Annotated in this window: 29 protein-coding genes, 2 pseudogenes and 1 other annotated feature; of the genes and pseudogenes, 26 read left to right on the forward strand and 5 right to left on the reverse strand. The window is 36.8% G+C overall.

Features of this window, described 5'->3' with window-relative positions; genetic code table 11:
• The first annotated feature begins 67 nt into the window (after positions 1 to 67).
• The 6 genes from acsA to tyrS all read left to right on the forward strand — a co-directional run bounded on the left by acsA (position 68) and on the right by tyrS (position 5,341).
• Entirely contained in the window at positions 68 to 1,786 is a 1,719-nt protein-coding gene (gene acsA, locus I6L50_RS09960) for an acetate--CoA ligase (RefSeq protein ID WP_002067621.1), read from the forward strand.
• Between the two features lie 90 nt (positions 1,787 to 1,876).
• On the forward strand, positions 1,877 to 2,434 hold the full coding sequence (locus I6L50_RS09965; protein WP_219301242.1) for a maltose acetyltransferase domain-containing protein: 558 nt from the start codon (positions 1,877 to 1,879) through the stop codon (positions 2,432 to 2,434).
• A gap of 66 nt (positions 2,435 to 2,500) precedes the next feature.
• Positions 2,501 to 2,956: a hypothetical protein gene (locus tag I6L50_RS09970; RefSeq protein WP_098635269.1), complete on the forward strand. Its 456-nt coding sequence runs from the start codon at positions 2,501 to 2,503 to the stop codon at positions 2,954 to 2,956.
• The gene (locus I6L50_RS09975) at positions 2,937 to 3,482 is read left to right on the forward strand and encodes an RNA polymerase sigma factor (RefSeq protein ID WP_016120899.1); all 546 of its coding nucleotides are present in this window, start codon (positions 2,937 to 2,939) and stop codon (positions 3,480 to 3,482) included. The genes I6L50_RS09970 and I6L50_RS09975 overlap by 20 nt, the downstream gene beginning before the upstream one ends.
• Positions 3,463 to 3,708, forward strand: a complete 246-nt coding sequence (locus I6L50_RS09980; RefSeq protein WP_002138639.1) for a hypothetical protein — start codon at positions 3,463 to 3,465, stop codon at positions 3,706 to 3,708. Before I6L50_RS09975 ends, I6L50_RS09980 begins: the two co-directional genes overlap by 20 nt.
• Positions 3,709 to 3,785: 77 nt before the next feature.
• Positions 3,786 to 4,014 (forward strand) — a binding site (T-box leader).
• 70 nt (positions 4,015 to 4,084) lie between these two features.
• Positions 4,085 to 5,341: a tyrosine--tRNA ligase gene (gene tyrS, locus I6L50_RS09985; RefSeq protein WP_002015575.1), complete on the forward strand. Its 1,257-nt coding sequence runs from the start codon at positions 4,085 to 4,087 to the stop codon at positions 5,339 to 5,341.
• Between the two features lie 78 nt (positions 5,342 to 5,419).
• On the opposite strand, the gene I6L50_RS09990 is transcribed toward tyrS, so the two are convergent.
• Positions 5,420 to 5,722, reverse strand: coding sequence for a YjdJ family protein (locus I6L50_RS09990; RefSeq protein ID WP_219301243.1), 303 nt, complete (start codon positions 5,720 to 5,722; stop codon positions 5,420 to 5,422).
• Between the two features lie 150 nt (positions 5,723 to 5,872).
• On the opposite strand from I6L50_RS09990, the gene I6L50_RS09995 reads away from it, so the two are divergent.
• Positions 5,873 to 6,001 carry a transporter gene (locus I6L50_RS09995; RefSeq protein ID WP_219301244.1) on the forward strand — a complete coding sequence of 43 codons (129 nt, stop codon included), beginning with the start codon at positions 5,873 to 5,875 and terminating at the stop codon, positions 5,999 to 6,001.
• A gap of 379 nt (positions 6,002 to 6,380) precedes the next feature.
• Here the strand turns inward: I6L50_RS09995 and rpsD are convergent, their stop codons facing one another.
• Positions 6,381 to 6,983: a 30S ribosomal protein S4 gene (gene rpsD / locus I6L50_RS10000; RefSeq protein ID WP_219301245.1), complete on the reverse strand. Its 603-nt coding sequence runs from the start codon at positions 6,981 to 6,983 to the stop codon at positions 6,381 to 6,383.
• 398 nt (positions 6,984 to 7,381) lie between these two features.
• On the opposite strand from rpsD, the gene megL reads away from it, so the two are divergent.
• A complete protein-coding gene (megL, locus tag I6L50_RS10005) occupies positions 7,382 to 8,560 on the forward strand; it encodes a methionine gamma-lyase (RefSeq protein WP_219301246.1) in 1,179 nt (392 codons plus the stop codon).
• Positions 8,561 to 8,622: 62 nt separating this feature from the next.
• Here megL and I6L50_RS10010 read toward each other — a convergent pair whose 3' ends face one another.
• Positions 8,623 to 9,102, reverse strand: a complete 480-nt coding sequence (locus I6L50_RS10010; protein ID WP_113935740.1) for a GAF domain-containing protein — start codon at positions 9,100 to 9,102, stop codon at positions 8,623 to 8,625.
• Between the two features lie 147 nt (positions 9,103 to 9,249).
• Between I6L50_RS10010 and refZ the strand changes: the two genes are divergently transcribed.
• From refZ to I6L50_RS10050, 8 genes and pseudogenes are all read left to right on the forward strand, one after another.
• A complete protein-coding gene (refZ, locus tag I6L50_RS10015; protein WP_002164973.1) occupies positions 9,250 to 9,888 on the forward strand; it encodes a forespore capture DNA-binding protein RefZ in 639 nt (212 codons plus the stop codon).
• 87 nt (positions 9,889 to 9,975) lie between these two features.
• A pseudogene (locus I6L50_RS10020) lies at positions 9,976 to 10,269 on the forward strand (LysR family transcriptional regulator substrate-binding protein); the annotation flags it as partial.
• A 248-nt stretch (positions 10,270 to 10,517) separates the two neighbouring features.
• Positions 10,518 to 12,227: a septation ring formation regulator EzrA gene (gene ezrA, locus I6L50_RS10025; RefSeq protein WP_002129414.1), complete on the forward strand. Its 1,710-nt coding sequence runs from the start codon at positions 10,518 to 10,520 to the stop codon at positions 12,225 to 12,227.
• 274 nt (positions 12,228 to 12,501) lie between these two features.
• Positions 12,502 to 13,644 carry a cysteine desulfurase family protein gene (locus I6L50_RS10030; protein ID WP_219301247.1) on the forward strand — a complete coding sequence of 381 codons (1,143 nt, stop codon included), beginning with the start codon at positions 12,502 to 12,504 and terminating at the stop codon, positions 13,642 to 13,644.
• 6 nt (positions 13,645 to 13,650) lie between these two features.
• Entirely contained in the window at positions 13,651 to 14,865 is a 1,215-nt protein-coding gene (thiI, locus tag I6L50_RS10035; protein WP_219301248.1) for a tRNA uracil 4-sulfurtransferase ThiI, read from the forward strand.
• Between the two features lie 79 nt (positions 14,866 to 14,944).
• On the forward strand, positions 14,945 to 15,139 hold the full coding sequence (locus I6L50_RS10040) for an alpha/beta-type small acid-soluble spore protein (protein ID WP_000168891.1): 195 nt from the start codon (positions 14,945 to 14,947) through the stop codon (positions 15,137 to 15,139).
• 221 nt (positions 15,140 to 15,360) lie between these two features.
• Entirely contained in the window at positions 15,361 to 16,947 is a 1,587-nt protein-coding gene (gene mbcS, locus I6L50_RS10045; RefSeq protein ID WP_219301249.1) for an acyl-CoA synthetase MbcS, read from the forward strand.
• Between the two features lie 102 nt (positions 16,948 to 17,049).
• Positions 17,050 to 17,190, forward strand: a pseudogene (locus I6L50_RS10050) (VOC family protein); the annotation flags it as partial.
• Positions 17,191 to 17,245: 55 nt separating this feature from the next.
• Here I6L50_RS10050 and I6L50_RS10055 read toward each other — a convergent pair.
• The gene (locus I6L50_RS10055; protein WP_219301250.1) at positions 17,246 to 18,307 is read right to left on the reverse strand and encodes a tyrosine-type recombinase/integrase; all 1,062 of its coding nucleotides are present in this window, start codon (positions 18,305 to 18,307) and stop codon (positions 17,246 to 17,248) included.
• A 777-nt stretch (positions 18,308 to 19,084) separates the two neighbouring features.
• Here I6L50_RS10055 and I6L50_RS10060 point away from each other — a divergent pair.
• Entirely contained in the window at positions 19,085 to 20,287 is a 1,203-nt protein-coding gene (locus I6L50_RS10060; protein WP_219301251.1) for an AimR family lysis-lysogeny pheromone receptor, read from the forward strand.
• Positions 20,288 to 20,629: 342 nt separating this feature from the next.
• Here I6L50_RS10060 and I6L50_RS10065 read toward each other — a convergent pair whose 3' ends face one another.
• Positions 20,630 to 20,977: a helix-turn-helix domain-containing protein gene (locus tag I6L50_RS10065; RefSeq protein WP_106103868.1), complete on the reverse strand. Its 348-nt coding sequence runs from the start codon at positions 20,975 to 20,977 to the stop codon at positions 20,630 to 20,632.
• A gap of 145 nt (positions 20,978 to 21,122) precedes the next feature.
• On the opposite strand from I6L50_RS10065, the gene I6L50_RS10070 reads away from it, so the two are divergent.
• From I6L50_RS10070 to I6L50_RS10110, 9 genes are all read left to right on the forward strand, one after another.
• Complete coding sequence (locus tag I6L50_RS10070; protein WP_219301252.1) at positions 21,123 to 21,359, forward strand: helix-turn-helix transcriptional regulator; 237 nt, start codon at positions 21,123 to 21,125, stop codon at positions 21,357 to 21,359.
• Positions 21,360 to 21,385: 26 nt separating this feature from the next.
• On the forward strand, positions 21,386 to 21,574 hold the full coding sequence (locus tag I6L50_RS10075; RefSeq protein WP_088069350.1) for a helix-turn-helix transcriptional regulator: 189 nt from the start codon (positions 21,386 to 21,388) through the stop codon (positions 21,572 to 21,574).
• A 15-nt stretch (positions 21,575 to 21,589) separates the two neighbouring features.
• Complete coding sequence (locus I6L50_RS10080) at positions 21,590 to 21,775, forward strand: DUF6906 family protein (RefSeq protein ID WP_219301253.1); 186 nt, start codon at positions 21,590 to 21,592, stop codon at positions 21,773 to 21,775.
• A gap of 186 nt (positions 21,776 to 21,961) precedes the next feature.
• Positions 21,962 to 22,264 (forward strand): hypothetical protein, encoded by a 303-nt coding sequence (locus tag I6L50_RS10085; RefSeq protein WP_219301254.1) that lies wholly within the window; start codon positions 21,962 to 21,964, stop codon positions 22,262 to 22,264.
• Complete coding sequence (locus I6L50_RS10090; RefSeq protein WP_219301255.1) at positions 22,265 to 22,459, forward strand: hypothetical protein; 195 nt, start codon at positions 22,265 to 22,267, stop codon at positions 22,457 to 22,459.
• Between the two features lie 78 nt (positions 22,460 to 22,537).
• The gene (locus tag I6L50_RS10095) at positions 22,538 to 23,473 is read left to right on the forward strand and encodes a YqaJ viral recombinase family nuclease (RefSeq protein ID WP_219301256.1); all 936 of its coding nucleotides are present in this window, start codon (positions 22,538 to 22,540) and stop codon (positions 23,471 to 23,473) included.
• A 21-nt stretch (positions 23,474 to 23,494) separates the two neighbouring features.
• Complete coding sequence (gene recT, locus I6L50_RS10100; RefSeq protein ID WP_219301257.1) at positions 23,495 to 24,301, forward strand: recombination protein RecT; 807 nt, start codon at positions 23,495 to 23,497, stop codon at positions 24,299 to 24,301.
• Positions 24,302 to 24,474: 173 nt separating this feature from the next.
• A complete protein-coding gene (locus I6L50_RS10105; RefSeq protein ID WP_219301258.1) occupies positions 24,475 to 25,332 on the forward strand; it encodes a DnaD domain-containing protein in 858 nt (285 codons plus the stop codon).
• Positions 25,286 to 26,095 carry an ATP-binding protein gene (locus tag I6L50_RS10110; RefSeq protein ID WP_257475376.1) on the forward strand — a complete coding sequence of 270 codons (810 nt, stop codon included), beginning with the start codon at positions 25,286 to 25,288 and terminating at the stop codon, positions 26,093 to 26,095. Before I6L50_RS10105 ends, I6L50_RS10110 begins: the two co-directional genes overlap by 47 nt.
• The last annotated feature ends 4 nt before the right edge of the window (positions 26,096 to 26,099 follow it).

Genomic DNA, 26,099 nt, shown 5'->3' on the forward strand with positions numbered 1-26,099 from the left:
TATACTGAAAATTTTAAATAATATCATTATAATAGATAATAGAATACATAGGAGGGGGATGTAAAGTATGAAAGTGGAAACGCTTCCTGTCATTAAAGGAGAAAATAATTTGCCGAATTATGAAGAGGCATACGCGAATTTTAACTGGGAAGAGGTTAATAAAAATTTTACTTGGAATGAAACAGGCCGAGTGAATATGGCGTATGAGGCAATTGATAAGCATGCGAAATCCGATCGAAAGAATAAAGTAGCACTTTATTATCAAGATGGATCGCGAAAAGAGAAATATACGTTTAAGGAAATGAAGGATTTTTCTAATAAAGCAGGAAATGTCCTGAAAAACTATGGCGATGTTGAGAAAGGCGATCGCGTTTTTATTTTTATGCCGCGTTCCCCAGAATTATATTTCGCACTTTTAGGTGCAGTGAAATTAGGGGCAATTGTTGGACCATTATTTGAAGCATTTATGGAAGGCGCAGTTCGCGATCGTTTAGAAGATAGCGAAGCGAAGGTGTTAATTACAACTCCTGAATTGTTAGAGCGCATACCATTAAATGATTTACCTGCTTTAAAAACAGTCTTCCTTGTTGGAGACAATGCAGAAGAAGGCGGTAAAACTGTAGCGTTCAATCCTTTATTTGAACAAGCTTCAAAAGAATTACATATCGAGTGGTTAGGCCGTGAAGACGGTTTAATTCTACATTACACATCTGGTTCTACTGGTAAGCCAAAAGGCGTCCTTCATGCTCAAAACGCAATGGTTCAGCACTATCAAACAGCGAAATGGGTATTAGATTTAAAAGAAGATGATGTATATTGGTGTACAGCTGACCCAGGCTGGGTAACTGGAACAGCTTACGGTATTTTTGCACCGTGGTTAGTGGGAGCATCAAATGTTATTTTAGGCGGGAGATTTAGTCCAGAGGCATGGTATGAAGCACTGCAAGATTACGGTGTAACAGTTTGGTATAGTGCACCGACAGCGTTCCGTATGTTAATGGGAGCTGGACAAGACGCAATTAAAAAATATGATTTATCACAAGTGCGTCACGTATTAAGTGTTGGTGAGCCATTAAATCCAGAAGTAATTCGCTGGGGTATGAGCGCATTTGGACTTCGTATTCATGATACGTGGTGGATGACAGAAACAGGTGGACAAGTTATTTGTAACTATCCTTGTATGGAAATCCGTCCAGGTTCAATGGGGAAACCAATTCCAGGTGTGAAAGCAGCGATTGTTGATAATGAAGGAAATGAAGTGCCTCCATACACAATGGGGAACTTAGCGATTGGTAAAGGTTGGCCAGCTATGATGCGTGGAATCTGGAATAACCCACAAAAATATGATTCTTACTTCATGCCGGGAGATTGGTACGTATCAGGTGATTCAGCTTATATGGATGAAGACGGATACTTCTGGTTCCAAGGGCGCATTGATGATGTAATTATGACGTCAGGTGAGCGCGTTGGTCCATTTGAAGTAGAAAGTAAATTAATCGAGCACGCTGCTGTAGCAGAAGCCGGTGTAATTGGTATTCCTGATCCAGTACGCGGGGAAATCATTAAAGCATTTATCGCGCTTCGCGTGGGATACGAACCATCTGATGAATTAAAAGAAGAGATTCGTCAATTTGTGAAAAAAGGCCTAGCAGCTCATGCAGCGCCAAGACAAATTGAATTTAGAGATAAATTACCGAAAACGAGAAGTGGTAAAATTATGCGCCGTGTATTAAAAGCGTGGGAATTAAACTTACCAACAGGTGACTTATCAACGATGGAAGATTAAGAAGGAAGGGTCTGAACAAGTAATATGTTCAGACCTTTCTTTTTTTATGGTATCATAAACTTATACATACGAGTTAAAGGGGAGAAGGAAATGAAAACAGAAAAAGAAAAGATGATACTTGGGGAAATGTACATACCAGCTGATCCTGTTTTGATTCAAGAGAGGGAGCAAGCTCGTATATTAACGAGAAAATTAAATGAAACACCAGAAGTAAAACTAGAAGAACGTAGTGCAATCGTAAAAGAACTATTCGGAACGACTGGAGATAACATTCATCTTGAATCTTCTTTTAGATGTGATTACGGTTATAACATTCACGTTGGTGAAAACTTTTACGCAAACTTTGACTGTACGATTTTAGACGTATGCCCAGTTACAATCGGAGTGAACTGTATGTTAGCTCCAGGTGTTCACATTTATACAGCAACGCACCCGCTTGATCCAGTAGAGCGCATAAGCGGATCAGAATACGGAAAACCAGTTACAATTGGCGATAACGTATGGATTGGCGGAAGAGCTATCATTAATCCGGGCGTAACAATTGGAGACAATGCAGTCATCGCATCTGGCGCTGTTGTAACGAAAGATGTGCCAGGTAATGTAGTAGTTGGCGGGAATCCTGCAAGAATCATAAAAAAAATAAAATAATATTTGAACGAAGCGCCTTCCTCGTCTGTATACATTTATGAAAGAATAGATGAGGGAGGCTTTTTTATGTCTAATAAATTGATGCTGACTTTTGCTTTAATTGGAATTATAGTTGTGTTTTCTTGTGGTATGTTATTACCTATGCCAATTGGATTTAAAATTTCAATGATTACATTTGGGATTATTATGATTGTTATTTTTTCAATCCTTATTCCGTTGGATAAGAAGTATATTGTACGAAAAAATGGAAATAAAATTGATTTTACAAAAACAAAAATATATTTTCGGTGGAATGTATTTGATACAATTTCGGTCTGTCTTGCAGTGTATGCATGTATATGTGTGCTGGCGTTAAATATTTTAGTTTCAACCGGCCATACGATTCAAAACCCATATGTTCAATTTTTTACGAATCAGTCACAAGCATGGGTCATTGTCGCAAGTGTATATTTAATTTCCCGTATTTCATTAACGTTAAAAGGAATAAAGGAGATCAAAAAAAATGGCGCAGATTGGGATTGAGGAGGAGCTCATGCTTGCGTACCAAAATGGAGATAAGCAAGCTGGAGAAAAACTATATGTTTTAATCAAACCAGCCCTATATACATTTTTGTATCGATTTAATCGTGATGAACAACTGAGTATAGATCTCGTTCAAGATACGTTTTTGACTCTAGAGCGTAAGAAACATATGTATGAAACCCGAAAAGGAAAAATTAAAACGTATTTATTTCAAATCGGTTACCGTCTTATGATTAATAAATTAAATAGAAGAAAAAAGTGGCGTTCGCTCTTACCGTTTTTAGTACCAATGCAAGAGGTAGAGTTTTCCCACGAAGACCGGCTTACGGTAAGAGAAGCAATTTTGAAAGTTCCTGAAGAACAGCGAGCGGTCCTGATTCTTTCTTATTATCATGATATGCAGCAAAAAGAAATTGCAGAGGTACTAGATATTCCTGTTGGAACAGTGAAGTCGAGACTTCATAACGGGATAAAGAAATTGAAACAATTGCTGGAGGTGGATGAAATTGAGCGAAAATCCTTTTAAGAATGAATATAAATTAAAGCAGCATTTAGATAGCGATCATGTAGAAATACCGGATTTTCCAAAAACGGTAAGCCGCTTCGAGCGATTACTTGGATTTCTTGCTTCTCCAGCGAAAGATCCTGTGGAAGCGACGATTGGGAATAATTTATCGGTTGTGTTTCATGTGTCGTTATTAGTTGGTGTTCCAGTTATTTCTCTTATTACGATATTCCTTGCGACTTTATAAAGGATTGGTGGGGAAAGAACTAATACCTCTATTTGACACGCCTATATAAATGATGGTATAAAGAAAAGTATATGAATAATTGAGCGTGGAAAGGGAGAAGTAGTGATCATTTCCCTGTTTTAGAGAGCTGATGGTCGGTGGAAATCAGCACATAGATGATCGCGAATTACGCCCCTAGAGCATCTTTTTTCGATTGAGTTATATTCAAAAGGGAAAAGACGGTGCTAAGCCGTTATGTAAATAAGGTGGTAGGCTTTTTTTGTCTGCAACTAGGGTGGTAACGCGATGATCAAAATCGTCCCTTATTTAAAGGGGCGATTTTTTTATGTTTTCAACCTTCACGCCAGTAATGAACTTAAAGGAGAGTATGTAGGATATGGGTATTTTACAAGATCTTGAATTTCGCGGTCTAATTAACCAGCAAACAGATGCTGAGGGCCTTGAGCAATTATTAGAAAAAGAAAGCGTTAAATTATACTGTGGTTTCGATCCGACAGCGGATAGCTTACACATCGGTCATATGTTACCAGTATTAATGTTACGTCGTTTCCAATTAGCTGGTCACCAACCAATCGCACTTGTTGGCGGTGGTACTGGTATGATCGGTGACCCAAGTGGTAAAAAAGCAGAGCGTACATTAAATACGAAAGATACAGTTGCTTACTACACAGAAAGCATTAAAAACCAACTTTCAAACTTCTTAGAGTTCGAAAACGTGGACAACCCAGCAACGATGGCTAACAACTATGACTGGCTTGGTAACTTAGATGTAATTTCATTCTTACGCGATATCGGTAAAAACTTCGGTTTAAACTATATGTTAGCAAAAGATACAGTAGCATCTCGTTTAGATACTGGTATTTCATTCACTGAGTTTAGTTATATGATTTTACAATCATACGACTTCTTAAACTTATACCAAAACCATAATTGCCGTCTACAAATCGGTGGTAGTGACCAATGGGGTAACATTACAGCGGGTCTTGAATTAATCCGTAAATCAGAAGAAGATGCGAAAGCATTCGGTTTAACAATTCCGCTAGTTACAAAATCTGATGGTACGAAGTTTGGTAAAACAGAGGGCGGCGCAATTTGGTTAGACCCAGAGAAAACAACTCCTTACGAGTTCTACCAATTCTGGATCAATACAGATGACCGCGATGTAGTTAAATACTTAAAATACTTCACATTCTTATCTCATGAAGAAATTCTTGAGCTTGAGAAGCAAGTAACTGAAGCACCAGAAAAACGTGCAGCACAAAAATCATTAGGATCTGAAATGACAAAACTTGTTCACGGCGAAGAAGCGTTAGAGCAAGCAATTAAAATTTCAGCTGCATTATTCAGTGGCTCTGTAGCAGAACTTACTGCAAGCGAAATCGAGCAAGGATTCAAAGACGTACCATCTGTAGAACGTACTGCAGAAGATACAGTATTAATCGACTTACTTGTAGAAAGCAAAATTTCACCATCTAAACGTCAAGCACGTGAAGATGTAACGAACGGTGCAATCTACGTAAACGGTGAGCGTACACAAGCGTTAGACTACGTTGTAACAGAAAACGACCGCATCGAAGGTAAATTCACAATCATTCGCCGCGGTAAAAAGAAATATTTCTTAATTCGTTACTAATCAGAAACGAATGTAAAACAAATATTACCCCGAATGGTAGGCTGAAAAGTCTATCGTTCGGGGTTTTTATGTATGCATTTAAATTGCCTCATGATTTCTTTTAAATAGAATATGAAGAATTAATATGAGCATGTAAAGTAAGCTAATTAGCATAACGACAAATGCTGTGGGATAAAATTTTGCCGCATATATAAAGAAATCGATTTGATAAATATCGTCATAATGTGAAACGTACCCTTTAAAATAATTCGTAAACTTAGCGCTATATTTCCATTCATCAGGATAATCTATTAAATTACTCCCTTGATACCAACTCATAAGTGCTGAAGTAATAAACAGCATAAATGCACTGCCTAACTGAACCATTTGGTCTATTGTCAAAATGAAACAATCTCCTATTTAATGGTTATTATAGCGTGCATTCGTATTCCTGTAACCTTTTTGTTGTAATCTCCTTTTCGAGTTCATACGGAAATCACATGTAAGCGGTATGATAAATGTATAACAAATAGAAAGGAGTGGTAAAACAAAATGTCACTAGAAGCGCTCATTATTTTTTCTTTGCTAAACGCTGGTCAGCTTGCAGAGCATTCGAAGGTTGATGTACATAAAGAGCAGAAAGATGCTTATGTATATGTTCAAAAAGAGGAAAAAAAATAATTTTAATATATAAATAAAAGCTACCAGAGAGAAAGTTTTAGTTTCTTTGGTAGCTTTTTCTATTGAGATATAATTTGGAAGTAATGAAAAAAGGAGTAGTCTGAAAACGAAATGATTATATGTTTAAGGGAATAAGTATAACAGCATGTAATGAAGATGGATTATAAAATTTTGCACAATAAACGGAGCTAGTATTAAAGAGAATCCAATCGTTGGAATGAATAAAAGAGAAGTAAGGACGATTATCCATAACTCATGAAAAAACTTCCTTGAAGTATCTTACTATACATACGACATTTATATAAATAAAAAAAGCCCAGGCCCCTTGATAAACAAGGTTCCTAAGGCTTTTAATAATACTCTTTGCAGAGTACCGAGATTAACGAGAGTAGAACTCTACGATTAATGCTTCGGTGATTTCAGCTGCTAACTCAGAACGCTCAGCGTGACGAGTGTAAGTAGCTTCTAACTTATCAGCATCGAAAGTTAAGTATTCTGGTACGAAGTTGTTAACTTCGATCGCTTCTTTAACAACAACAAGGCTGTTAGATTTTTCGCGAACGCTGATAGTTTGGTTAGGTTTAACGCGGTAAGATGGGATATCTACGCGAGCGCCATCAACCATGATGTGACCGTGGTTTACTAATTGGCGAGCTGCACGACGAGTGCGAGCTAAGCCCATACGGTAAACTAAGTTGTCAAGACGAGCTTCAAGAAGGATCATGAAGTTTTCGCCGTGCTTACCAGGCATTTTACCTGCTTGGTCAAATGTGCGACGGAATTGACGTTCAGTCATGCCGTACATGTGACGAAGTTTTTGTTTCTCTTGTAATTGTAAACCGTATTCTGAAAGTTTCTTACGTTGGTTAGGACCGTGAGGACCTGGTGCGTAAGGGCGTTTTTCTAATTCTTTTCCTGTGCCGCTTAGAGAGATTCCAAGACGACGAGACAGTTTCCATGCTGGACCTGTATAACGAGCCATAGTTGACTCCTCCTTTAAAAATGTTTTTATTTTCGTAAAATAAAAACAGACGTAATCGATATTTACGGGTATTTTGTTTTCATGTACCTTCGCTCCAGCAGCAGGGAGTTACGAGATACACCTCCGCAGAGGAACAAAATACAAACGATAAACTCACATTACAAGGCTGCCTTTTTATTTTACACAAACGCTATTATATCTTTTACTTACAGTTTCGTCAAGAGACTCCCTTTTTGTTTTATGCAGATAAATTTTGGAAATTAACAAGAAGGAATTTAAAACAATATAAAAGAAAAGATAGAAACACAAATAAAACGCTTACATAAAATGTAGTAAAGACGTTCATCAGATTTTTCCTGGTGGATATGTGGAAATAAAGACATAAGGGGGATGTTTTTATGAAAAAGAAACATATAGAGACAGCATTAATTCATCACGGATATGAATCAAATGAAAATAAAGGGAGTTTAACACCACCTTTATTTCAAACTTCTACATTTACGTTTGAGACAGCACAGCAAGGAGAAGCGAGTTTTGCGGGAGAAGATCCATCTTATATTTATTCAAGGCTTGGGAATCCAACTGTGAAATTATTTGAAGAACGTATGGCTGTTTTAGAAGGTGGAGAGGAAGCGCTGGCGTTCGGTTCAGGTATGGCAGCCATTTCAGCAACGTTAATCGGTTTTCTAAAGGCTGGAGATCATATTATTTGTTCAAATGGATTATATGGATGTACTTACGGTTTTTTAGAAGTATTAGAAGAGAAATTTATGATTACTCATTCGTTTTGTGATATGGAGACAGAGACTGATATTGAAAATAAAATTCGTCCAAATACAAAGCTCATTTTCGTTGAAACACCGATTAATCCAACGATGAAATTAATTGATTTAGAAAAGGTGATCGGGGTAGCGAAGCGAAATGACTTGCTTGTTATTGTCGATAATACGTTTTGTTCACCTTATTTACAAAGACCTCTTGAGCTTGGTTGTGACGCCGTCGTTCACAGTGCGACAAAATATATTGGTGGTCACGGGGATGTTGTAGCGGGTGTAACAATTTGTAGAACGAAAACGTTAGCTGACAAAATCCGTCCGATGCGAAAAGATATCGGAGGTATTATGGCACCGTTTGACGCGTGGTTATTGTTACGTGGATTAAAAACATTAGCAGTAAGAATGGATCGTCATTGTGATAATGCAGAAAAAATTGTATCGTTTTTGAAAAATCATGAAGCAGTAGAAGGTGTTTGGTATCCGGAGGGAGAACTAGCATCTCGGCAAATGAAACGAGGTGGGGGCGTTATTTCTTTTTCAATTAAAGGCGTGAAAGAGGAAACACAGTCGTTTATCAATGACCTGCATTTTATTACAATTGCCGTAAGTTTAGGTGATACAGAAACGTTAATTCAGCATCCGGCAACGATGACGCACGCTGCGATTCCAGCTGAGCTAAGACAAGAAATGGGTATTTACGATAATTTAATACGTTTATCTGTCGGTTTAGAATCATGGGAGGATATCGTTTCTGATTTAGAGCAGGCACTAAAGAAAATATCTACTGTTAGTAATCAATAAAAAAGAGTGAACTATCGGTTTCGTACGTGATGTACTCAATCGATAACTCGCTCTTTTCTTTTTTAAATATGTTTTAGGAGTGTTTCCACAAACTTTTCTAAATAGCGCTGATCTACTTCATCAAAACGATTTTTTTCAGGGCTATCAATATCAAGTACACCAATGACAGTTCCTTCTTTCACGATCGGTACAACGATTTCTGAATTCGAAGCACTATCGCAAGCGATATGTCCTGGGAATTGGTGAACGTCTGCTACAAGCTGCGTCGTTTTTGTTTCAGCTGCAACGCCGCAAACGCCTCGTCCGAACGGAATACGCACGCAAGCGGGCATTCCTTGGAAAGGTCCAAGAACAAGCTGATTTCCTTCTGTTACATAAAAGCCAACCCAATTAACGTGATCTAAAAATTGATTTAATAGTGCGGACGCATTTGATAAGTTTGCGACTAAGTTCGGTTCGCCAGTTAATAATGCATCCAGTTGTTTAATTACTGTCTCGTATTGCTGCACGCGAGAACCTGCATAACTTTCTTTTGTAAACATGGAAACAACTCCCTTTTTATCGAGATGTGTAAAATATTAGCAAAATACGATGTATTTCACATGACTTTGTCGATAGAAAATTAAAGGAATTTGTCTTAAAAGTCAAGAAATTTAGACTATAGCTGTTCATTGAGAGGAAGTGAGCGCATGAAACAGACGAAACAAAAAGTAATTGATGCGGCAATATCGTTGTTTAATACGAAAGGTTATGATGGAACGTCGGTGCGAGAAATTGCAAAGCGAGCGGATGTGAATGTAGCGAATATTTCATATTATTTTGCTGGAAAGCAAGGGTTATTAGAACAGCTTATTACTGATTTTTTAGAAGGATATATTCACGTAATTGAAACGTCATTTGAACAGAGAGAATATTTATCGGCTAAAGATGTGATGGTGCAAATGGTGCGCGGGATTTTACGATATCAATTTGATAATAGAGAACTGACACGTTTTTTTTATAGAGAGCTTTCGCTTGATACGACATTAATTCGTGAAGTGATGACCGTTTATTTTTCTAGAGAAAGATATTATATAGAGCAAATCATTAAACAAGGACAAATGAATCAAGAATTTAAAAAGGTATCTTTTACAATGTTTATGACACAATTAAAAGGCATGATGAATATGCCGTTTTTATATCCACAATATATATCTGAGGTGCTACACTCATTTCCGTCTGAGACGTTTTTCTTAGAAATGTATACGAAGGAAATTGAGCAATGGATGGAACGAACATTATATAAAGCGAGTATGTATTATGAACTACCAAGAGCTGTTCATATGTGAAAAATCCCCACCTAACGAACTGAGGTGGGGATTTTTATATGTTGTTTTCTTTGCCATAAATTGTTGCATACTAGCGCAATAATTGTTAATGAACAGCTAATTGTATACCTAGAAATATGTGATGTAAGGAAAATGATTATGAATGTGTTTCAATGTATGGGCGCGAAACCAATAATTGCGGTTGAAACATCTTATGCAGAACCGATGATTGCGATGGTAGGAGCTGGACTTGGTATAACCTTGCTTCCGGAAACCGCTTTACAGTAACCCGTAATGCAAGGTAACGTACGTGCGATTTCTGTAGAACCACCACTAATGCGAAAGATTTATTTCGTCTCTCATATGAAAGAGAGCTCGTTATCCTGCATTAACTGCCCGTAAAAGCCTTACCTTTATTGCATTCGTTTGAGGACGGATAATGGAAAAAGTGGAATATTAAGAAATATTACAATCACATGTAAAGAAACATGAAATTTTTAAAAAAACTAGGTCAAAAACACGTCATTACATGGTATGATTAGAACATTGTTAGTTGTTAAATATAGGGGAATTCCCTTTTTATACATAATGCCTTCCATTTCATAAACGGAACGGACAAAAAAAGAGATATAACTAGGAGGCTTTTTTGCATGGATTCTATCCTGACGATCGTTATCATTGTAGTAAGCTCTATTCTAGTGCTGCTCATGATAGAGCTTGTGATAAGAAATCGTTCATATAAAGATATTGAAGCACTGGAGCAGTGGAAGCAAGAGATAAAAGATAAACCTGTGGCAGATGAACTAAAGCGGGTAAAAGATTTAAATATGACAGGTCAAACAGAAGAGCTGTTTGGTAAATGGCGTGAAGAGTGGGATGAAATTGTATCAACAACTCTTCCGAAAGCTGAAAAAGATTTAGGGCAAGCGCGAAAATTCGCCTCGCAATTCTCCTTCCGCAAAGCAAAGCATGCGATGAAAGAATCCATAAGTGGTCTAGATGACGCTGATAATCGTATTACAGACATTTTAAATGAATTACAGCAACTGTTAGAAAGCCATGAGAAAAATAGCGCGGAAATTGAAGGGTTACGTGATACATATCGTAGTATGAAAAAGAGCGTTCTTGCTCATCGACACATGTATGGAGCAGCTGAGCAAAAAATTGAAGAGATGTTAGATGTTGAATCCGAGAAGTTCAAAACTTTTGAAGAGGCAACAGATAATGGTGATTATTTAAAAGCGAGAGAAATTGTTATTAGTTTAGAAGAAGGTTTAGCAAGTTTAGAAATCGTTATTCATCAAATTCCGGATTTATTGGTAGAGTGTCAAGCGACATTACCAGTTCAGCTGGAAGATTTATTACAAGGTCATGATGATATGATAAGACAAGGCTATGTATTAGAGTATTTGGAAATCCCTAAAGAAGTCCGCGATATGACGACACAACTACACACATGTTTAATGGATATACAGGAACTTCATATAACAGAAGCTGCAGAAAAAGTAGAGAACTTAAAAACTCGTTTAGACAGTTTTTATGATCAACTTGAACAAGAAGTGCATGCGAAACATTATGTGGAGCAAAAAACACTGTCTGTTTATGAAGATTTAGAAGAAATTCGTACAGAAACAATTGAAACGAAAATAGAAACACAACTTGTGAAACAAAGTTATCAATTACAAGACAAAGATATTGAGTCACAAAAAGTAATTGAAAAGCAAATGCATATTTTAATGAAACGTTTTGAAGTGTTACAAATACGCGTTGCTGAACAAGATATTGCATTCTCTATCATTCGTGAGGAACTAGAAGAGGTTTATGAGCAATGTGAAACTTTAAAAGTACTTCATGCAGAATATAAAGAAATGCTGCAAACGATGCGCAAAGAAGAATTTGAAGCACGTGAGAAGTTACAAGAAATGCGAAATACAATTTTTGAGACGAAACGTTTTATGCAAAAGTCGAATTTACCAGGTCTTCCAGAGAGTATTATGGAAGATTTACAAAAAGGGCAAATGGCGATGCAAGCTGTATATGAGCAATTAGAAGTAAAGCCGTTAAATATGAATACTGTAAATAGCAGTTTAGAAGAAGCATACACAGTTGTGAATGGTGTATCTGAAATGACAGAAGAATTAATTGGACAAGCTTATTTAGTTGAAAAACTAATTCAATACGGTAACCGATACCGCAGTCATGATGAGAATCTTGCAGAAAGCTTAAATTATGCGGAGAAATTATTCCGTGAATATCAATACGATGCAGCTTTAGAACAAGCGGCTTCTATATTAGAGCAACTTGAACCTGGTGTTGTTCAAAAAATAGCTGAATATGTAGACAATGAGCAAACCCTTTAATAAAGGGTTTGTTTTTTTGTGTAATTTTGAAGTCGATGTTGCTATAATGAATAGCGGAATACAGTAAGGTTGTTCGTTTCAAAATAAAGTGAAACCATAAGTGATGGGGTTTCATCCACCACTGATTATTAATCTTCACCACTCAGTATGCCTGCAAATGGCCGGGGAAAATGTACACTTTTATATAAAAACGGAACCTTTGAGTAGTCTTAGCGTAATTACACGTATTTGTGATATGATTATATGATGTGATAGCGCTGAAAGGGGAAGAACGATGATCTATTTTGATAATAGTGCGACGACGAAGCCATATCCAGAAGCGCTTCAATCGTACGTAACGGTTGCAGGGAAATATTTTGGTAATCCTTCTTCTATTCATTCGCTTGGAGGAGAGGCAGAGCGTCTATTAACACAATCGAGAACGATTGTGGCACAGCTCCTTCACGTTAAACCTGCTGAAATTATTTTCACATCAGGTGGAACGGAAGGGAATAACCTTGCGATTAAAGGGATAGCGATGAGGAATCGTTCGCGCGGCAAACATATCATTACAACAAATATTGAACACGCGTCTGTGTTTGAAGCATATAAACAATTAGAAGATCTCGGTTTTGATGTAACGTATTTACCGGTTAACGAGCACGGTGTTGGATCGGTAGAAGATGTAAAACGAGCACTTCGTGAAGATACGATTCTTGTGTCAATTATTCACGTGAACAACGAGACTGGAGCGATTCAGCCCGTTGCTGAAATTGGAACATTATTAACGAACTATCCGAAAATAAGATTCCACGTGGACCATGTACAAGGGATAGGAAAAGTACCACTTGATTTATACGCTTCTCATATTGACCTTTGTTCAATATCTGGACATAAATTTCATAGCGTAAAGGGGACAGGTCTTCTTTACGTACGTGATGGTGTAAGATTAGATCCAATCTTATCAGGTGGTCAACAAGAGCTCAAGTATCGTTCAGGTACAGAAAATTTACCTGGTATTGTAGCGATGGTGAAAGCACTTCGTATGACGATGGAACAAGTGAAAGAAAAGATAGTTCATTTGCAAAATTTACAAACAGAGCTGGTCCGTTTCTTTAAAGAGATGGAAACTGTAACGATTAATACATCACTTGAATATGCGGCACCGCACATTTTAAATGTATCATTTGTCGGTTTAAAACCAGAAGTAGTCGTTCATGCTTTAGAAGAGCATGGTGTATATGTATCGACGAAGTCTGCTTGTTCTTCAAAAGCAAATGAAGTGAGCAGAGTACTAGTGGCAATGGGAGTACCGCACGCCGCAGCTACAAGTGCGATTCGCATTAGTCTAGCACCAGACAACACGATGGAAGAAGTAAAACAATTTGAAGGTATTGTTAAAGAGACGATGCCAAAATTATATGAAGTGATGAGGTAAAGAAATATGATGACATATGAATATATTTTAGTTCGTTATGGAGAAATGACGACAAAAGGAAAGAACCGTTCTAAGTTTGTAAGTACGTTAAAAGATAATGTGAAATTCAAATTAAAAAAATTCCCAAACATTAAAATTGATGCAACACATGATCGTATGTACATTCAGTTAAATGGTGAAGACCATGAAGCAATTTCTGAAAGATTGAAAGATGTATTTGGTATTCATAAGTTTAACTTAGCAATGAAAGTACCATCAGAATTAGAAGATATTAAAAAAGGTGCATTAGCAGCTTTCTTACAAGTAAAAGGTGATGTGAAAACATTTAAAATTACAGTGCACCGCTCTGATAAGCGCTTCCCAATGAAGACGATGGAGTTACTTCCAGAAATCGGTGGGCACATTTTAGAAAATACAGAGGATATCACAGTAGATGTTCATAATCCAGATGTGAATGTACGTATAGAAATTCGCAGTGGTTACAGCTATATTATGTGTGGTGAGCACATGGGAGCTGGCGGTTTACCAGTTGGCGTTGGCGGAAAAGTAATGGTACTTCTTTCTGGTGGTATCGATAGCCCGGTAGCAACGTACTTAACGATGAAACGCGGCGTATCTGTGGAAGTAGTTCACTTCCATAGTCCACCTTTTACAAGCGAGCGCGCGAAACAAAAAGTAATCGATTTAGCACAAGAGTTAACGCAATACTGTAAACGTGTAACACTTCATCTTGTTCCATTTACTGAAGTGCAAAAAACGATTAATAAAGAAATTCCATCTAGCTATTCTATGACAGTTATGCGTCGTATGATGATGCGTATTACAGAGCGTATTGCAGAGGAGCGTAATGCACTTGCAATTACGACTGGTGAAAGTCTTGGACAAGTAGCGAGCCAAACGTTAGATAGTATGCATACGATTAACGAAGTGACAAACTATCCTGTTATTCGTCCGCTTATTACGATGGATAAATTAGAAATTATTAAAATTGCAAAAGAAATTGGAACGTATGATATTTCAATTCGTCCATATGAAGACTGCTGTACAGTGTTTACACCAGCAAGTCCATCGACGAAACCGAAGCGTGAGAAAGCAAATCGTTTTGAAGCGAAGTACGATTTCGCGCCGTTAATTGAAGAGGCTGTAGCGAACAAAGAAACAATGGTATTACAAACAGTAGAAGTAGTGGCTGAAGAAGAAAAATTCGAAGAACTTTTCTAAACCCATAAATTACCACATTCAAATGTGCATGAAGTCATGTTGTTTATCACACTCTATACTCACAAGGAGGTGATACAACATGGCAAGCACAAATAAATTAGCAGTATCTGGTGCTCAAGCAGCATTAGATCAAATGAAATACGAAATCGCTCAAGAGTTTGGTGTTCAACTTGGAGCTGATGCAACATCTCGCGCTAACGGATCTGTTGGTGGCGAAATTACTAAACGTCTAGTTTCACTAGCTGAGCAACAATTAGGCGGTTACCAAAAATAATCCCATATACGATGGCTTAGAAAGAGCGGGTTCTCCCGCTCTTTCTTTTTGTCGTTTTCGTCGTTATTTGCCGATGAATTGTTATGTTAAAAACATCGTCGCTATACATTCATACATCAATTCGACATAAATATAAAAAAATTGTCAAAAGAAGAGGGTTCAAAATTTACTGAAAATTCTTTATTATATAAGGGAGGCATAGAAATAAAGGAGGATGTTATATGAAGAGAGAGGAATTGTTAGCGCCGCCGTCTTATAATTTAGTTTCGGAAATAGAGAAATATACGAGTGATAAAGAGAAGCTTGCTTTAATTTGGCAAGATGATAAAGGGAATAGACGAGAGATTACATATTTTGAATTAATGCAAGGTGCGAATAGAATTGGAAACGCTTTTATAAAAAGTGGCTTACAAAAAGGGGACAAGCTCCTTATTATGATGCCGCGCTTAATTGAAGCTTACATGACGTATATTGCTGCGATTAAAGCAGGATTTGTCGTTATTCCAAGCTCAGAAATGTTGCGTAAAAAAGATATCGAGTATCGTATTGGGCACGGAGAAGTAAAGGCTATCGTAAGTTACGAACCGTATATTGGACAATTTGACGGCGTAGAAGCGGTGGAATCTCTTCAAAAATTCGTCCTGAGCGAGCGATCAGTAGATGGATGGACGAATTTAAAAACAGCATTAGAAACGGAAAGTGATACGTTAGAAATGGCGAAGACGGATAAAGAAGATATGGTCTTTTTATCTTATACGTCAGGGACGACAGGAAATCCAAAAGGAGTTGTTCATACGCATGCCTGGGCATACGCTCATTTACGTACAAGCGCCCCGAACTGGCTCGGAATCGAAGAAGAAGATGTTGTATGGGCAACGGCTAGTCCAGGTTGGCAAAAATGGATTTGGAGCCCGTTTGTAGCGACTCTCGGTTCAGGTGCAACAGGATTTGTATATAACGGCAAATTTGAACCAAAAACATATTTAAATTTATTAGGTGATAATAAGGTGAATGTACTTTGTTGTACACCGACTGAGTATAGATTAATGGCAAAGGTAGAAAACTTAAGTGAGTACAATTTAGAAGCGTTACATAGCGCTGTATCGGCAGGTGAGCCGTTAAACAGGGAAGTCATTGAAACGTTCCAAAGGTATTTCGATATTACAGTAAGAGACGGCTATGGGCAAACGGAAAACACATTACTCGTTGGGATAATGAAAGGGATGGACATTAGACCAGGATCAATGGGAAAACCGACGCCAGGCAACCATGTTGATATCGTAAATGAAGAAGGAACTCCTGTACAGGTAGGAGAAGTTGGTGATATTGCAGTTCACATTGAAACACCAGCACTCTTTAAACAATATTATAAAGACGATGAGCGCACAGCGATGCAATTCCGCGGTGATTATTATATTACCGGTGATAAAGCGAAAAAAGATGAAGAAGGCTATTTCTGGTTTGAAGGGCGCGGTGATGATATTATTATTAGCTCTGGCTATACAATCGGCCCGTTTGAAGTAGAAGATGCGCTTGTAAAACATCCTTACGTAAGAGAATGTGCGGTTGTTGCAAGCCCTGATGAAATTCGTGGAAGTGTCGTGAAGGCATTTATCGTATTAAGAGAGAATATAGACAAGAACGAAAAAACATTAATTCCAGTGCTCCAACAACACGTCAAAGAATTGACTGCACCATATAAATACCCTCGCAAAATTGAATTTGTAGATGAACTACCAAAAACGATTTCCGGAAAAATTCGCCGTATTGAACTTAGAAAACAAGAAATGGAGCTTCCTTCAAAATAATTTTGAAAATAGGGAAGTAAATAGTTGAATGAAATGTAAAACGATGATATTATAAAAACGAACACAAGTTCGATTTTATAAATTAAAAAAAGAGGTGTCCGTATGATTTTAGGTATTAATCCGTACTTAGTTTTAGATGGTAGTGGGCAAGAAGCTGTACAGTTTTACAAAGAGGCGTTAGACGCAAAAGTAGAAGTAATGCAAACTTTTGGTGACATGCCTGAAAATCCAGAATACCCAATTCTTTACTAAGTCAATCATATCAATAATTCCTGTGTTGATGGTAACGATTTGGTATCTATAATTTAAAATCTTCTTCCATAAATGCAACCGCTTCTACTTGTTTAGATGGATACAAATGACTATATGTATTAAGTGTTGTTGATACATCCGAATGACCTAGGCGTTGGGCGACTACAAGTGGACTAACGCCTTTGTTTATTAAGTAAGATGCATGAGAATGCCTAAATTCATGAATTAAGATGCGTTTAACTCCAGATATAGATACATACTCATTGTAGTTTTTATAAAGAGTTGACTTAATACTTTTGTAAAATTCTCCGAATACAACATAATCATTTTTTAAAGGCGCTTTTACTGTAGCATGATTTTTTAATTCTTTCAATAAATCGATGGCATACGTAGGTAATAAGATAATTCGATTAGAAGATTTAGTTTTTGGTTTTGTAATTTGTCTTTCATATTCGGTTTTGTTAATGCTCATCGTATTTTCCTCAAAATTAATATCTTCCCAAGTTAGGGCTAATAGTTCACCTTTCCTAGCTCCGCTATAATAAAGTACAGAGAAAAATGCTTTATATATCGGATCATTCACTACTTCAATAAACTTCTTAAACTCACCAAATTCCCAAAAATTTAACCGTTTATTCGATTCTTTTTCAAAGTTGCCAACAATTCTCGCAGGATTACTTGTGAGACCATAAAATTTTATTGCGAAATTAAAAATGGAGGATAGTACAGTGTGTATTTTTTTTAAATGTTTGGCGGAATACGTACTAATAATTTTATTTTGATAAAGCATTATATGCTTAGTTGTAATAGAATCAACCTTTATCTTTTCAAACTCTGGTATTAAGTGATTGTAGATAACATTTTTAATTGTATCAATCGAAGACTGTTTCCTCCGCTGACAATACCAATCAAAATAGCTATCAGCAACTTGAGCAAATGTTAAACTGGAATTTGTTTCTTTTTCAACTAACATTTTGGCTTCGGCTTCACGTGCTTCCTTTTTAGTTTTAAATCCACGGCGTTTTACTTGCTTCTGTGTACCGTCAAACTGACGAACTCTGATAACGAAGAAATATGTTCCGCGTTCTTTATCTTTGTAGACCACCATAGGAATCCCTCCAGTATATATAAAGATTGATAATTCAATTTATTGAGTAGATTATAACTGGTTTGTTACCAAAAGAAAAGACTCTCAAAATAAATTGAGAGCCTCTCTTTGACTTTAACCACTTTAATTTTAATAACATATTACCTACATGAAAATAAAATTCCCCACTAGGATTAATGGGGAGATTGGTTAGGGACACCAATCAGGATGGAACAAGTAAGGATAAAATCATATTACCATAATAATGTTGTGACGCATGTTGAGAAAGTTAGACATTTGTTTCTTATAATATTGTAATGTGTTTTCAAATTGGTTGGGTGTAATCCTTGGGGATTGGCTGGTTTCTACATTGATTTGAGTGGAATATAATGAAAAATGAACCAATGTTCATTACGAATATAAAATATGTGAAACTGTATTCAAATATTTTCAACATTTTTCTCGGAAATTATATTGAGAAATAAGTTTTAGGGTGGAATAGAATGTGAGCCCGTGCTAAGATTGGCTCTGTATACAGTATGTGGGTTTCTGTCAGGTTAATAGACAGAATAATCGTAAAAAACAAAATAAATAAAAACATAAAAACTCGCAGAGCGTGTGTAAGAGGTGCCTCCAACAAAACCCCTCACACCGTTCATCCTAGCTACCTTAGGACAAACACTTGCATCATACGAGTTCCTCCTTAGTTTAACAGACATTCATCATTCGTAGTGCAGTTTAGAGGCTGAGAAAATGGGATGATGAATTTTTATGTTTTAGGGAGGGGGAAATATTTTTATGCGCTTTAATCAAAGAATATGTGATTTGATTGAAGATAGAGAGGATTTAACATTAACAACTGTAGCTGAAAAAATTGATGTTCCTCTACATTATATGTCAAAATTCAAAAAACAAGGAACAATTAGTTTTTGCAATTTACTTAAATTATCACATGTTATGTCATTAGATACAGTTGAATCAAAAGATTTGATGTATAACTGGTGTCTAGAATTAAATTCTACAGAATTAATTAAGCAGAGCTTCGAATATGCAGCTATTATCAGAGATACCGAATTATTAAATGAACTTATTAATAAGTACTTAATTGAAGAAACATCTATAAGAGAATATGTAGGTGTATATAAAATTTTGTACGATTATATGAAAGATACGTTGCCAGGGAATGATATTGAGGTAGAATTAGATAGATATGGAAAAATCCAAGATCCAGTTTTACGTGTTTTATCGGAAATTATGAAATGTTATAATTATTATTTTGATAAAAATTTCGAACGTATGCTTACAATTGGAAATGAAATTGAAAATTCTATTTTAGCTGTGAGTGAAAATAGAAAATTGTTTATAAGGAATTGTTATATTCACAGAGTTGCAGAGCTATTTTGCACCGTATGTTTGCAACTTAATGATTTAAAGGCTACTAGGCATTACGCGCGTATTATAATTAATGCAAACATCTGTAACAAAACTGTTGCTGATGCATATTATCGACTAGGTATGTCTTATTTAACAGAGGAGAAAAGACTGTGTTTACAGTATCTTGAACAAAGTCATGAAGTTGCTAAAAAATCGGGGATATTTGAATTAGAACAAGAGACAAAACATAATCTAATATTGGCAAAAATATATTACGAAGATAGAGTATTAAGTTTTGAAGAGATTGATCGAATAAAGAAGGCTTTTTATCAGAAAGACGATGATGATTTTATTATCTTCTTTAAAGCTATTGCAAGTAAGGATTATGGAATTATGCATGAAGTTCTTGAACACTTTTTTACGCAATCCAATTATTTTTTTGCTGGTTTAATTGCAAGGAAGTTATATAATGAAGGTGATAATCATCCAACATTAAAATGGATTATGGGGTACAAAAAAGAGAAAAGAGGGATTAATTTTGAAGAAAATTGTATTAGTAATTTGTGCAATGACATTCATTATACCAATAACAGACAAGGTAATCGAAACAAAGAGTTATCAAATTAATAAAATACAAAAAATGGAACAAGGTACAAAACCTGGAGGCTGAAACTTAAAAAAGACAACTGCAAAAGTTGTCTTTTTTAATTGTATTAGATTTTATTTGGAATATTTAGTAGCTAAAAATTTATTTTTAAAAGTTTTGCGAGTAGGATATTTAATAAATTACAAGATGATAGAATGTATGTGAGAGATGGAAATGAAAAAACATAGGAGGAATGGAAATGACGAAAGAAGAGATTGTAGAATTATTTTTGAACACAGTAGATGAAACTAAACCTGAGTTAGTTGAAGAGTACATAGAAGAAAGTTTTAGAATTTAAAAATAGCCATCTCCAATTTGAGGGGCTATTTTTTTTCGTTATTATGATACTCTTCCAATGTTTTGGTTATTGCGAGCATTTGTTGTAGTACAATTTCCTGTTTGTCTTCAGGAAGCGTATCTAATCGTTCCATAATTTCCTTGAATTTTGTGTGTTTCTTTATATCTAATTCGTTACCACGTCCTAGTAGGAAATCAGTTGTTACTTCTAATGTATCAGATAATTTTGCAATGGTATCTGGTGAAGGAAAACGTTCTTCGGATTCATAATAACCAATTACACGAGACGAAGCGCCTACCTTTTTCCCTAGCATTTCTTGCGTCCAGTTACGTTGTTTTCTTAGTTTTTTTATTCTAGCTCCTATGCCTGTCACTTTAATCACCTCATAAAGTTGATTGTTTGAACAACTTGTTCTCTTTGGGATTAATCATAGCACATTATGTTCGAAAAGTCATTGACAATGTATAAAATGTTCGATATGATTGTAATCGAACAAAACGTTCTTGTGGGAGGTAGACATGAAACAATCAATAATTTATCATAAAATTGCAAAACATTGTGGTGTTACTGAAAGATATATAAGAATGCTGGATAAAAAAGAGCGTAGCCCATCCATGGAAGTCGCTAAAAAAATAGCTGAATTTTTAGATGAATCAATAGAGGAGATTTTTTTTAACTCTGATACGAACGAAACGTTCGTTTTTGAACGATTTTATCCAAAGCTAATTGAAGGGAATACTTCAATCAGGAGTTGATGTAAATTATACAGGGAGTGATATCTATGCACAAAAACTTATACATCGCCAGAAAAGAACGACGCATGACACAAGAGAAGGCGGCAAATTTGATTCACATTTCACCCAGAACATATTTTGCTAAGGAACACGGTAAAAGTGATTTCACCCTAAAAGAAGCTCAGAAACTAGCAAAATACTTCAAAACAACAGTGGACGAGCTGTTTGAGAAATAGAGGGAGAGAAAACAAGTGAAAAACGGTAAACGACCAACGAAGCGAGAGAAGATACATATTAACCCGTATAAGTTAGATCCAAAAAATTGGCTGATCTATAAGAAGGGGGATGGACGACTACATTTGATTCAACGTCGTACGAACTCAATACGGGTCATTCCGACTGCGTATAGGATGTGTAAATGTGAAAAAGCCCTATAAAGGGCTCTCTGACACTAAATGGGTGTTGTAGGTAATAAGAATTTGGTGCCAATTCAATAAAATATAAGTTGAATGAGTGTCAAAGTATTCTATTTATTCTTAAAATATCATGAATCAATCTTAAAAAATACTGGTAAATGTGTCCAAATGAGCGCTATTGCATGTAAAGAAGAGAGGGAATTCAACATGACCAAATCAGTTCTAACAAAAGACTTACAAAAGAAACAAATACTCGATGAATTCTTAAACCATTGTGAACAAAAACAAGTAGAAGCACTCAAGAAGAATGATCCCTATCAGTTTTGCATCTGGATTAAAGAAGCTCGATTAGCCCGAAGGGAATTGGCGGCACTCTATCGTGCGAAAGAGAAGTATGATGAAGAATGTACACATATTAAAGGAATTGTTCACCGCTTGAAAAGTATTGGTGTGAATGCGGATGTTGTGAAGAGGGTGCATTATATTACGCTTTCTGAGGAGGGTAGCTGAATGCTAGAAAACCCAAACACCATAGGCAATCTACACGATTCCCCAAGACAAGATTTTGAACATTACTGTAGTGATTGTGACGGCGAATTGTATTTCGGCATGACGTATTACGAATTTGAAGGAAACCTCATTTGCGAGGAATGCAATGAGAGGTTTCTAGAGCGACATGGCACACGTTTTGTGGCAGGAGAATAAAAAAAGAACCCACGGGAATGAGTTCTCAATAAAATTTAAGGTGAAGCCAGTATAACACAGAAGGCGAGTGAAAGGAATATGCAGGCGAAAGTATTGGCAAATACATTACATATGGATCGTAAAACATGGCTAGAGGCGCGTAAACAAGGGTTAGGCGGTTCAGATGTGGCAGCTATTGCTGGCTTAAGTAAATGGAAGTCGCAAGTACAAGTTTTTCTTGAGAAAACACAAGCTATCGAGCAAGAGGATGTACAAAGTGAAGCTGCATACTTCGGAAATGTATTGGAAGAAGTAGTTGCCCAGGAGTTTGCTAAACGCACGGGCTTAAAAGTACAGCGTAGAAATGCCATCCTACAACACCCCGAGTATCCCTGGATGCTGGCAAACGTGGACAGGCTCATTGTGGGAGAAAGACTTGGATTAGAATGCAAATCAGCTTCAGAATATTTGAAAAAGGACTGGGAAGGTGAAGAGATACCAGTTGCTTACTTACTTCAGTGTCAGCACTATATGGCTGTGACAGGCTATGAAGCATGGTGGATTGCCGTATTAATTGGTGGCAACAAATTCGTGTACAAAAAGATCAAACGGGATGAGGATATAATCCAGTATCTTATCAATATGGAACGGGACTTTTGGCTGAATCACGTCGAAAAGGACGAGCCACCTATGTTTGACGGTTCTGAGGCATCTACGCAGCTACTAAAGCAAATGTATCCAGAATCTATTGAAGACAGTTCTATCAGCTTAGGAAAGCAAGAAGAGCTACTTATTGAAGCGCGAGACCAAGTAGAGAGAGAAATGAAGGTACTACAAGAACAAAAGGCAGAGTATGAGAACAAGCTGAAAGCGAAACTAGGCTCTCATGAGAAAGGGACAACGGAGAATTACACTATTTATTGGAAGTCCTATACAAGTAATCGTCTTGATAGCAAACGATTCAAAACAGAACATCCTGATTTACATAAAGAATATACAAACGAAACTATATCAAGAAAGTTTTCAGTGAAATAAAAAATAGGGAGTGGATTAGATATGGCTACAAATGAAAAGTTGAAAAACCAGTTAACAAATCGAAAAGAAAGTGTGCCAGTTACACCGGAACAAACAGTAGAAGCATACATGAAGAAAATGGCGCCAAGAATGGCAGAAGTATTACCGAAGCATATGGATATGAACCGTATGAGTCGCATTGCCTTAACAACAATTCGGACAAATCCAAAGCTTCTCGAATGCGCGGTTCCTTCTCTTATGGGGGCTGTGATGCAAGCCGTACAGCTAGGATTGGAACCAGGATTATTAGGACACTGTTATATCTTACCGTATAAGCGTGAAGCGACATTTATCATAGGGTATAAGGGGATGATTGACCTCGCAAGACGGTCTGGTCATATTCAAAGTATTTATGCCCATGCAGTACATGAAAATGACGAATTCGAATATGAGTTGGGATTACATCCAAAATTGGAGCATAAGCCGTCACATGGAGATCGTGGCGCATTTATTGGAGCGTATGCAGTTGCTCATTTTAAAGACGGTGGGTATCAAATGGAGTTTATGCCGAAAAGTGAAATTGAGAAGCGTCGTAAACGTTCTGCATCCGCTAATTCTAGCTATAGTCCTTGGAGTAGCGACTATGAAGAAATGGCGAAGAAAACAGTGGTCCGTTACATGTTTAAATACTTACCGATTAGCATTGAAGTTCAGTCGCAAGCGCAGCAAGACGAAGTGGTACGAAAAGATATTACGGAAGAGCCGGAGTTTATTGAAGTGGATCCAATCGAAGGAGAACAGGTAATAACAGGAGATGCTGGACAACAAGAATTCCCGATTGAAGGATGAGTAAATCAAAGGTGCTCCTCTCCCGTAAATTATGGGAGAGAGCGCAATCCAAAGAAGAACTAAAGCGTTCTATTGCAAGATATATACAGACTGGGTATCCAAACTATCGAATTGAAAAAAGTTATTGTGGAAAACCAATCATGCATCGCAATTTATAGAAGGGGATGAACCTTGTGGATTTTCAAAGTGAAGTGTTTGACATCATTCATACGTTTAGTGGACAAGCAAATAAAATCGTTGTCAATACAGTGTTTATTGATTTTGTAGAGGATTTAGAAACAGGTTTGTTTTTATCACAACTGGTATATTGGTCAGATCGTACAACAAGAGAAGACGGTTATTTTTATAAAACGGATAGTGAGTGGCATGAAGAAATCCGAATTAGTAAATACGGTGTTCGAAAAGCAAGAAAAAAACTAGAGGAAATGAGCGTTCTGAAAACGTATGTGAAAAAAGCAAATGGTGTTCCCACTGTACACTACAAACTAGATAAAAACCGTTTTTCCGAAATGATCATTTCCTTTTTGCGAAATCGAAAAAAGGAAAGTTCGAAATCGAAAGATGGAAATTGCGAAAACGAACTTTCTTTAACAGATATTACTACAGATATTACTACAAATATAGATGATGATGTAGATAAGCACCCCTTGATTGATGAAGCATTTCAGAAAAGTTATCAGTATTTACTGCAGAACAATATTCCGCTAAGTGAAACAGCTTTGCAAGATTTGGGAGAGTTTTGTGATGTGCTAGGAAGTGAAATGGTGGTAGAAGCTGTGGATCGAGCAATTGACCAAAATGCAAAACGCTGGAAGTATATTAGCAGTATTTTATCTAATTGGCAGAAGAGCCATGTCAAAACAATGGCGGATGTCATGCAACTGGATGAAACGTATAAAAATCAAAAAGGTGGTGAAGAACATGCAACACGTTGGAGACGCAATGGTGGAAATTATCAAGCGGGCAGAAGCTATGAGGAAGAAGTTGCAAGTCGAGAACGAAACATGCCAAGTTACATTAAACGCGTATAAGTGCGCAACATGCCAGGATACAGAAGTGCTGTTTTACGAGGAAGTGAATGAATTTGGAATGAAAGTATCTGTGCAGAAGGATTGTTCGTGTAAAGTGCAACGAGTAATCGAACGAAGGTTGAAGAATGCAATGATTCCAGAAGAGTTTGCACAAGCGAGATTTGATTCGTACCAACAAGAGACAGAAAAACAAAAGTTATTGTATGGCACGATCGTAAAATATTTGCGTGATTTTGAAGAAATCAAGGGGACAAAACAAAATAGCTTAGGCTTTATCGCAACGTTTGGTGAGCTCCGTATTAAACAGTTAGAACCATCCAAACGAGCACAGGCAAAGCGAGAACATAACAGTTTTGGTCTTGGGAAAACACATTTACAAGTGGCGGCAGCAAAATATCTCATGAAACAAGGATATAGTGTATTGCTGATTTCGGACGGGACGTTTATGGATGACCTCATTGCAGCAAAGATGATGAACGATGATAAAAAAGAGTTTAATCGCTTACTACAATCTGCAAAGCAAGTAGAAGTTCTAGTGTGGGATGATTTAGGGAAATCGAAATGGTCGGAAGCAAAAGAAAATTTGTACTACCAAATCATTGATTATCGATATCGTCATAATTTACCGATTTTGTATAGTTCCAACGAAGATGATGAGACATTAGGGGAGAAGATTGGGTTTGCAGCAAATAGCCGGTTAAAGGGTATGAGTAAAGATTATATGGTTGCTGTTGAAGGCGAAGATTATCGGGAGAAAGTGTGAGCGG

The organism is Bacillus sp. FDAARGOS_1420 (assembly GCF_019344915.1).
In the GTDB taxonomy this organism is placed as follows: domain Bacteria; phylum Bacillota; class Bacilli; order Bacillales; family Bacillaceae_G; genus Bacillus_A; species Bacillus_A mycoides.

What these genes read in the sequence shown, in the direction of transcription:
- I6L50_RS10010 (WP_113935740.1), bottom strand. Translation starts at nt 9,102, where the DNA reads ATGTTTACAAAAGAAAGTTATGCAGGTTCTCGCGTGCAGCAATACGAG.
- I6L50_RS10090 (WP_219301255.1), top strand. Translation starts at nt 22,265, where the DNA reads ATGCTAGAAAACCCAAACACCATAGGCAATCTACACGATTCCCCAAGA.
- I6L50_RS10095 (WP_219301256.1), top strand. Translation starts at nt 22,538, where the DNA reads ATGCAGGCGAAAGTATTGGCAAATACATTACATATGGATCGTAAAACA.
- I6L50_RS10030 (WP_219301247.1), top strand. Translation starts at nt 12,502, where the DNA reads ATGATCTATTTTGATAATAGTGCGACGACGAAGCCATATCCAGAAGCG.
- I6L50_RS10060 (WP_219301251.1), top strand. Translation starts at nt 19,085, where the DNA reads ATGCGCTTTAATCAAAGAATATGTGATTTGATTGAAGATAGAGAGGAT.
- I6L50_RS09970 (WP_098635269.1), top strand. Translation starts at nt 2,501, where the DNA reads ATGTCTAATAAATTGATGCTGACTTTTGCTTTAATTGGAATTATAGTT.
- rpsD (WP_219301245.1), bottom strand. Translation starts at nt 6,983, where the DNA reads ATGGCTCGTTATACAGGTCCAGCATGGAAACTGTCTCGTCGTCTTGGA.
- ezrA (WP_002129414.1), top strand. Translation starts at nt 10,518, where the DNA reads ATGGATTCTATCCTGACGATCGTTATCATTGTAGTAAGCTCTATTCTA.
- I6L50_RS10070 (WP_219301252.1), top strand. Translation starts at nt 21,123, where the DNA reads ATGAAACAATCAATAATTTATCATAAAATTGCAAAACATTGTGGTGTT.
- I6L50_RS09965 (WP_219301242.1), top strand. Translation starts at nt 1,877, where the DNA reads ATGAAAACAGAAAAAGAAAAGATGATACTTGGGGAAATGTACATACCA.
- I6L50_RS09975 (WP_016120899.1), top strand. Translation starts at nt 2,937, where the DNA reads ATGGCGCAGATTGGGATTGAGGAGGAGCTCATGCTTGCGTACCAAAAT.
- thiI (WP_219301248.1), top strand. Translation starts at nt 13,651, where the DNA reads ATGATGACATATGAATATATTTTAGTTCGTTATGGAGAAATGACGACA.
- I6L50_RS10085 (WP_219301254.1), top strand. Translation starts at nt 21,962, where the DNA reads ATGACCAAATCAGTTCTAACAAAAGACTTACAAAAGAAACAAATACTC.
- mbcS (WP_219301249.1), top strand. Translation starts at nt 15,361, where the DNA reads ATGAAGAGAGAGGAATTGTTAGCGCCGCCGTCTTATAATTTAGTTTCG.
- I6L50_RS10055 (WP_219301250.1), bottom strand. Translation starts at nt 18,307, where the DNA reads ATGGTGGTCTACAAAGATAAAGAACGCGGAACATATTTCTTCGTTATC.
- acsA (WP_002067621.1), top strand. Translation starts at nt 68, where the DNA reads ATGAAAGTGGAAACGCTTCCTGTCATTAAAGGAGAAAATAATTTGCCG.
- tyrS (WP_002015575.1), top strand. Translation starts at nt 4,085, where the DNA reads ATGGGTATTTTACAAGATCTTGAATTTCGCGGTCTAATTAACCAGCAA.
- I6L50_RS10040 (WP_000168891.1), top strand. Translation starts at nt 14,945, where the DNA reads ATGGCAAGCACAAATAAATTAGCAGTATCTGGTGCTCAAGCAGCATTA.
- megL (WP_219301246.1), top strand. Translation starts at nt 7,382, where the DNA reads ATGAAAAAGAAACATATAGAGACAGCATTAATTCATCACGGATATGAA.
- I6L50_RS09995 (WP_219301244.1), top strand. Translation starts at nt 5,873, where the DNA reads ATGTCACTAGAAGCGCTCATTATTTTTTCTTTGCTAAACGCTGGTCAG.
- recT (WP_219301257.1), top strand. Translation starts at nt 23,495, where the DNA reads ATGGCTACAAATGAAAAGTTGAAAAACCAGTTAACAAATCGAAAAGAA.
- I6L50_RS10075 (WP_088069350.1), top strand. Translation starts at nt 21,386, where the DNA reads ATGCACAAAAACTTATACATCGCCAGAAAAGAACGACGCATGACACAA.
- refZ (WP_002164973.1), top strand. Translation starts at nt 9,250, where the DNA reads ATGAAACAGACGAAACAAAAAGTAATTGATGCGGCAATATCGTTGTTT.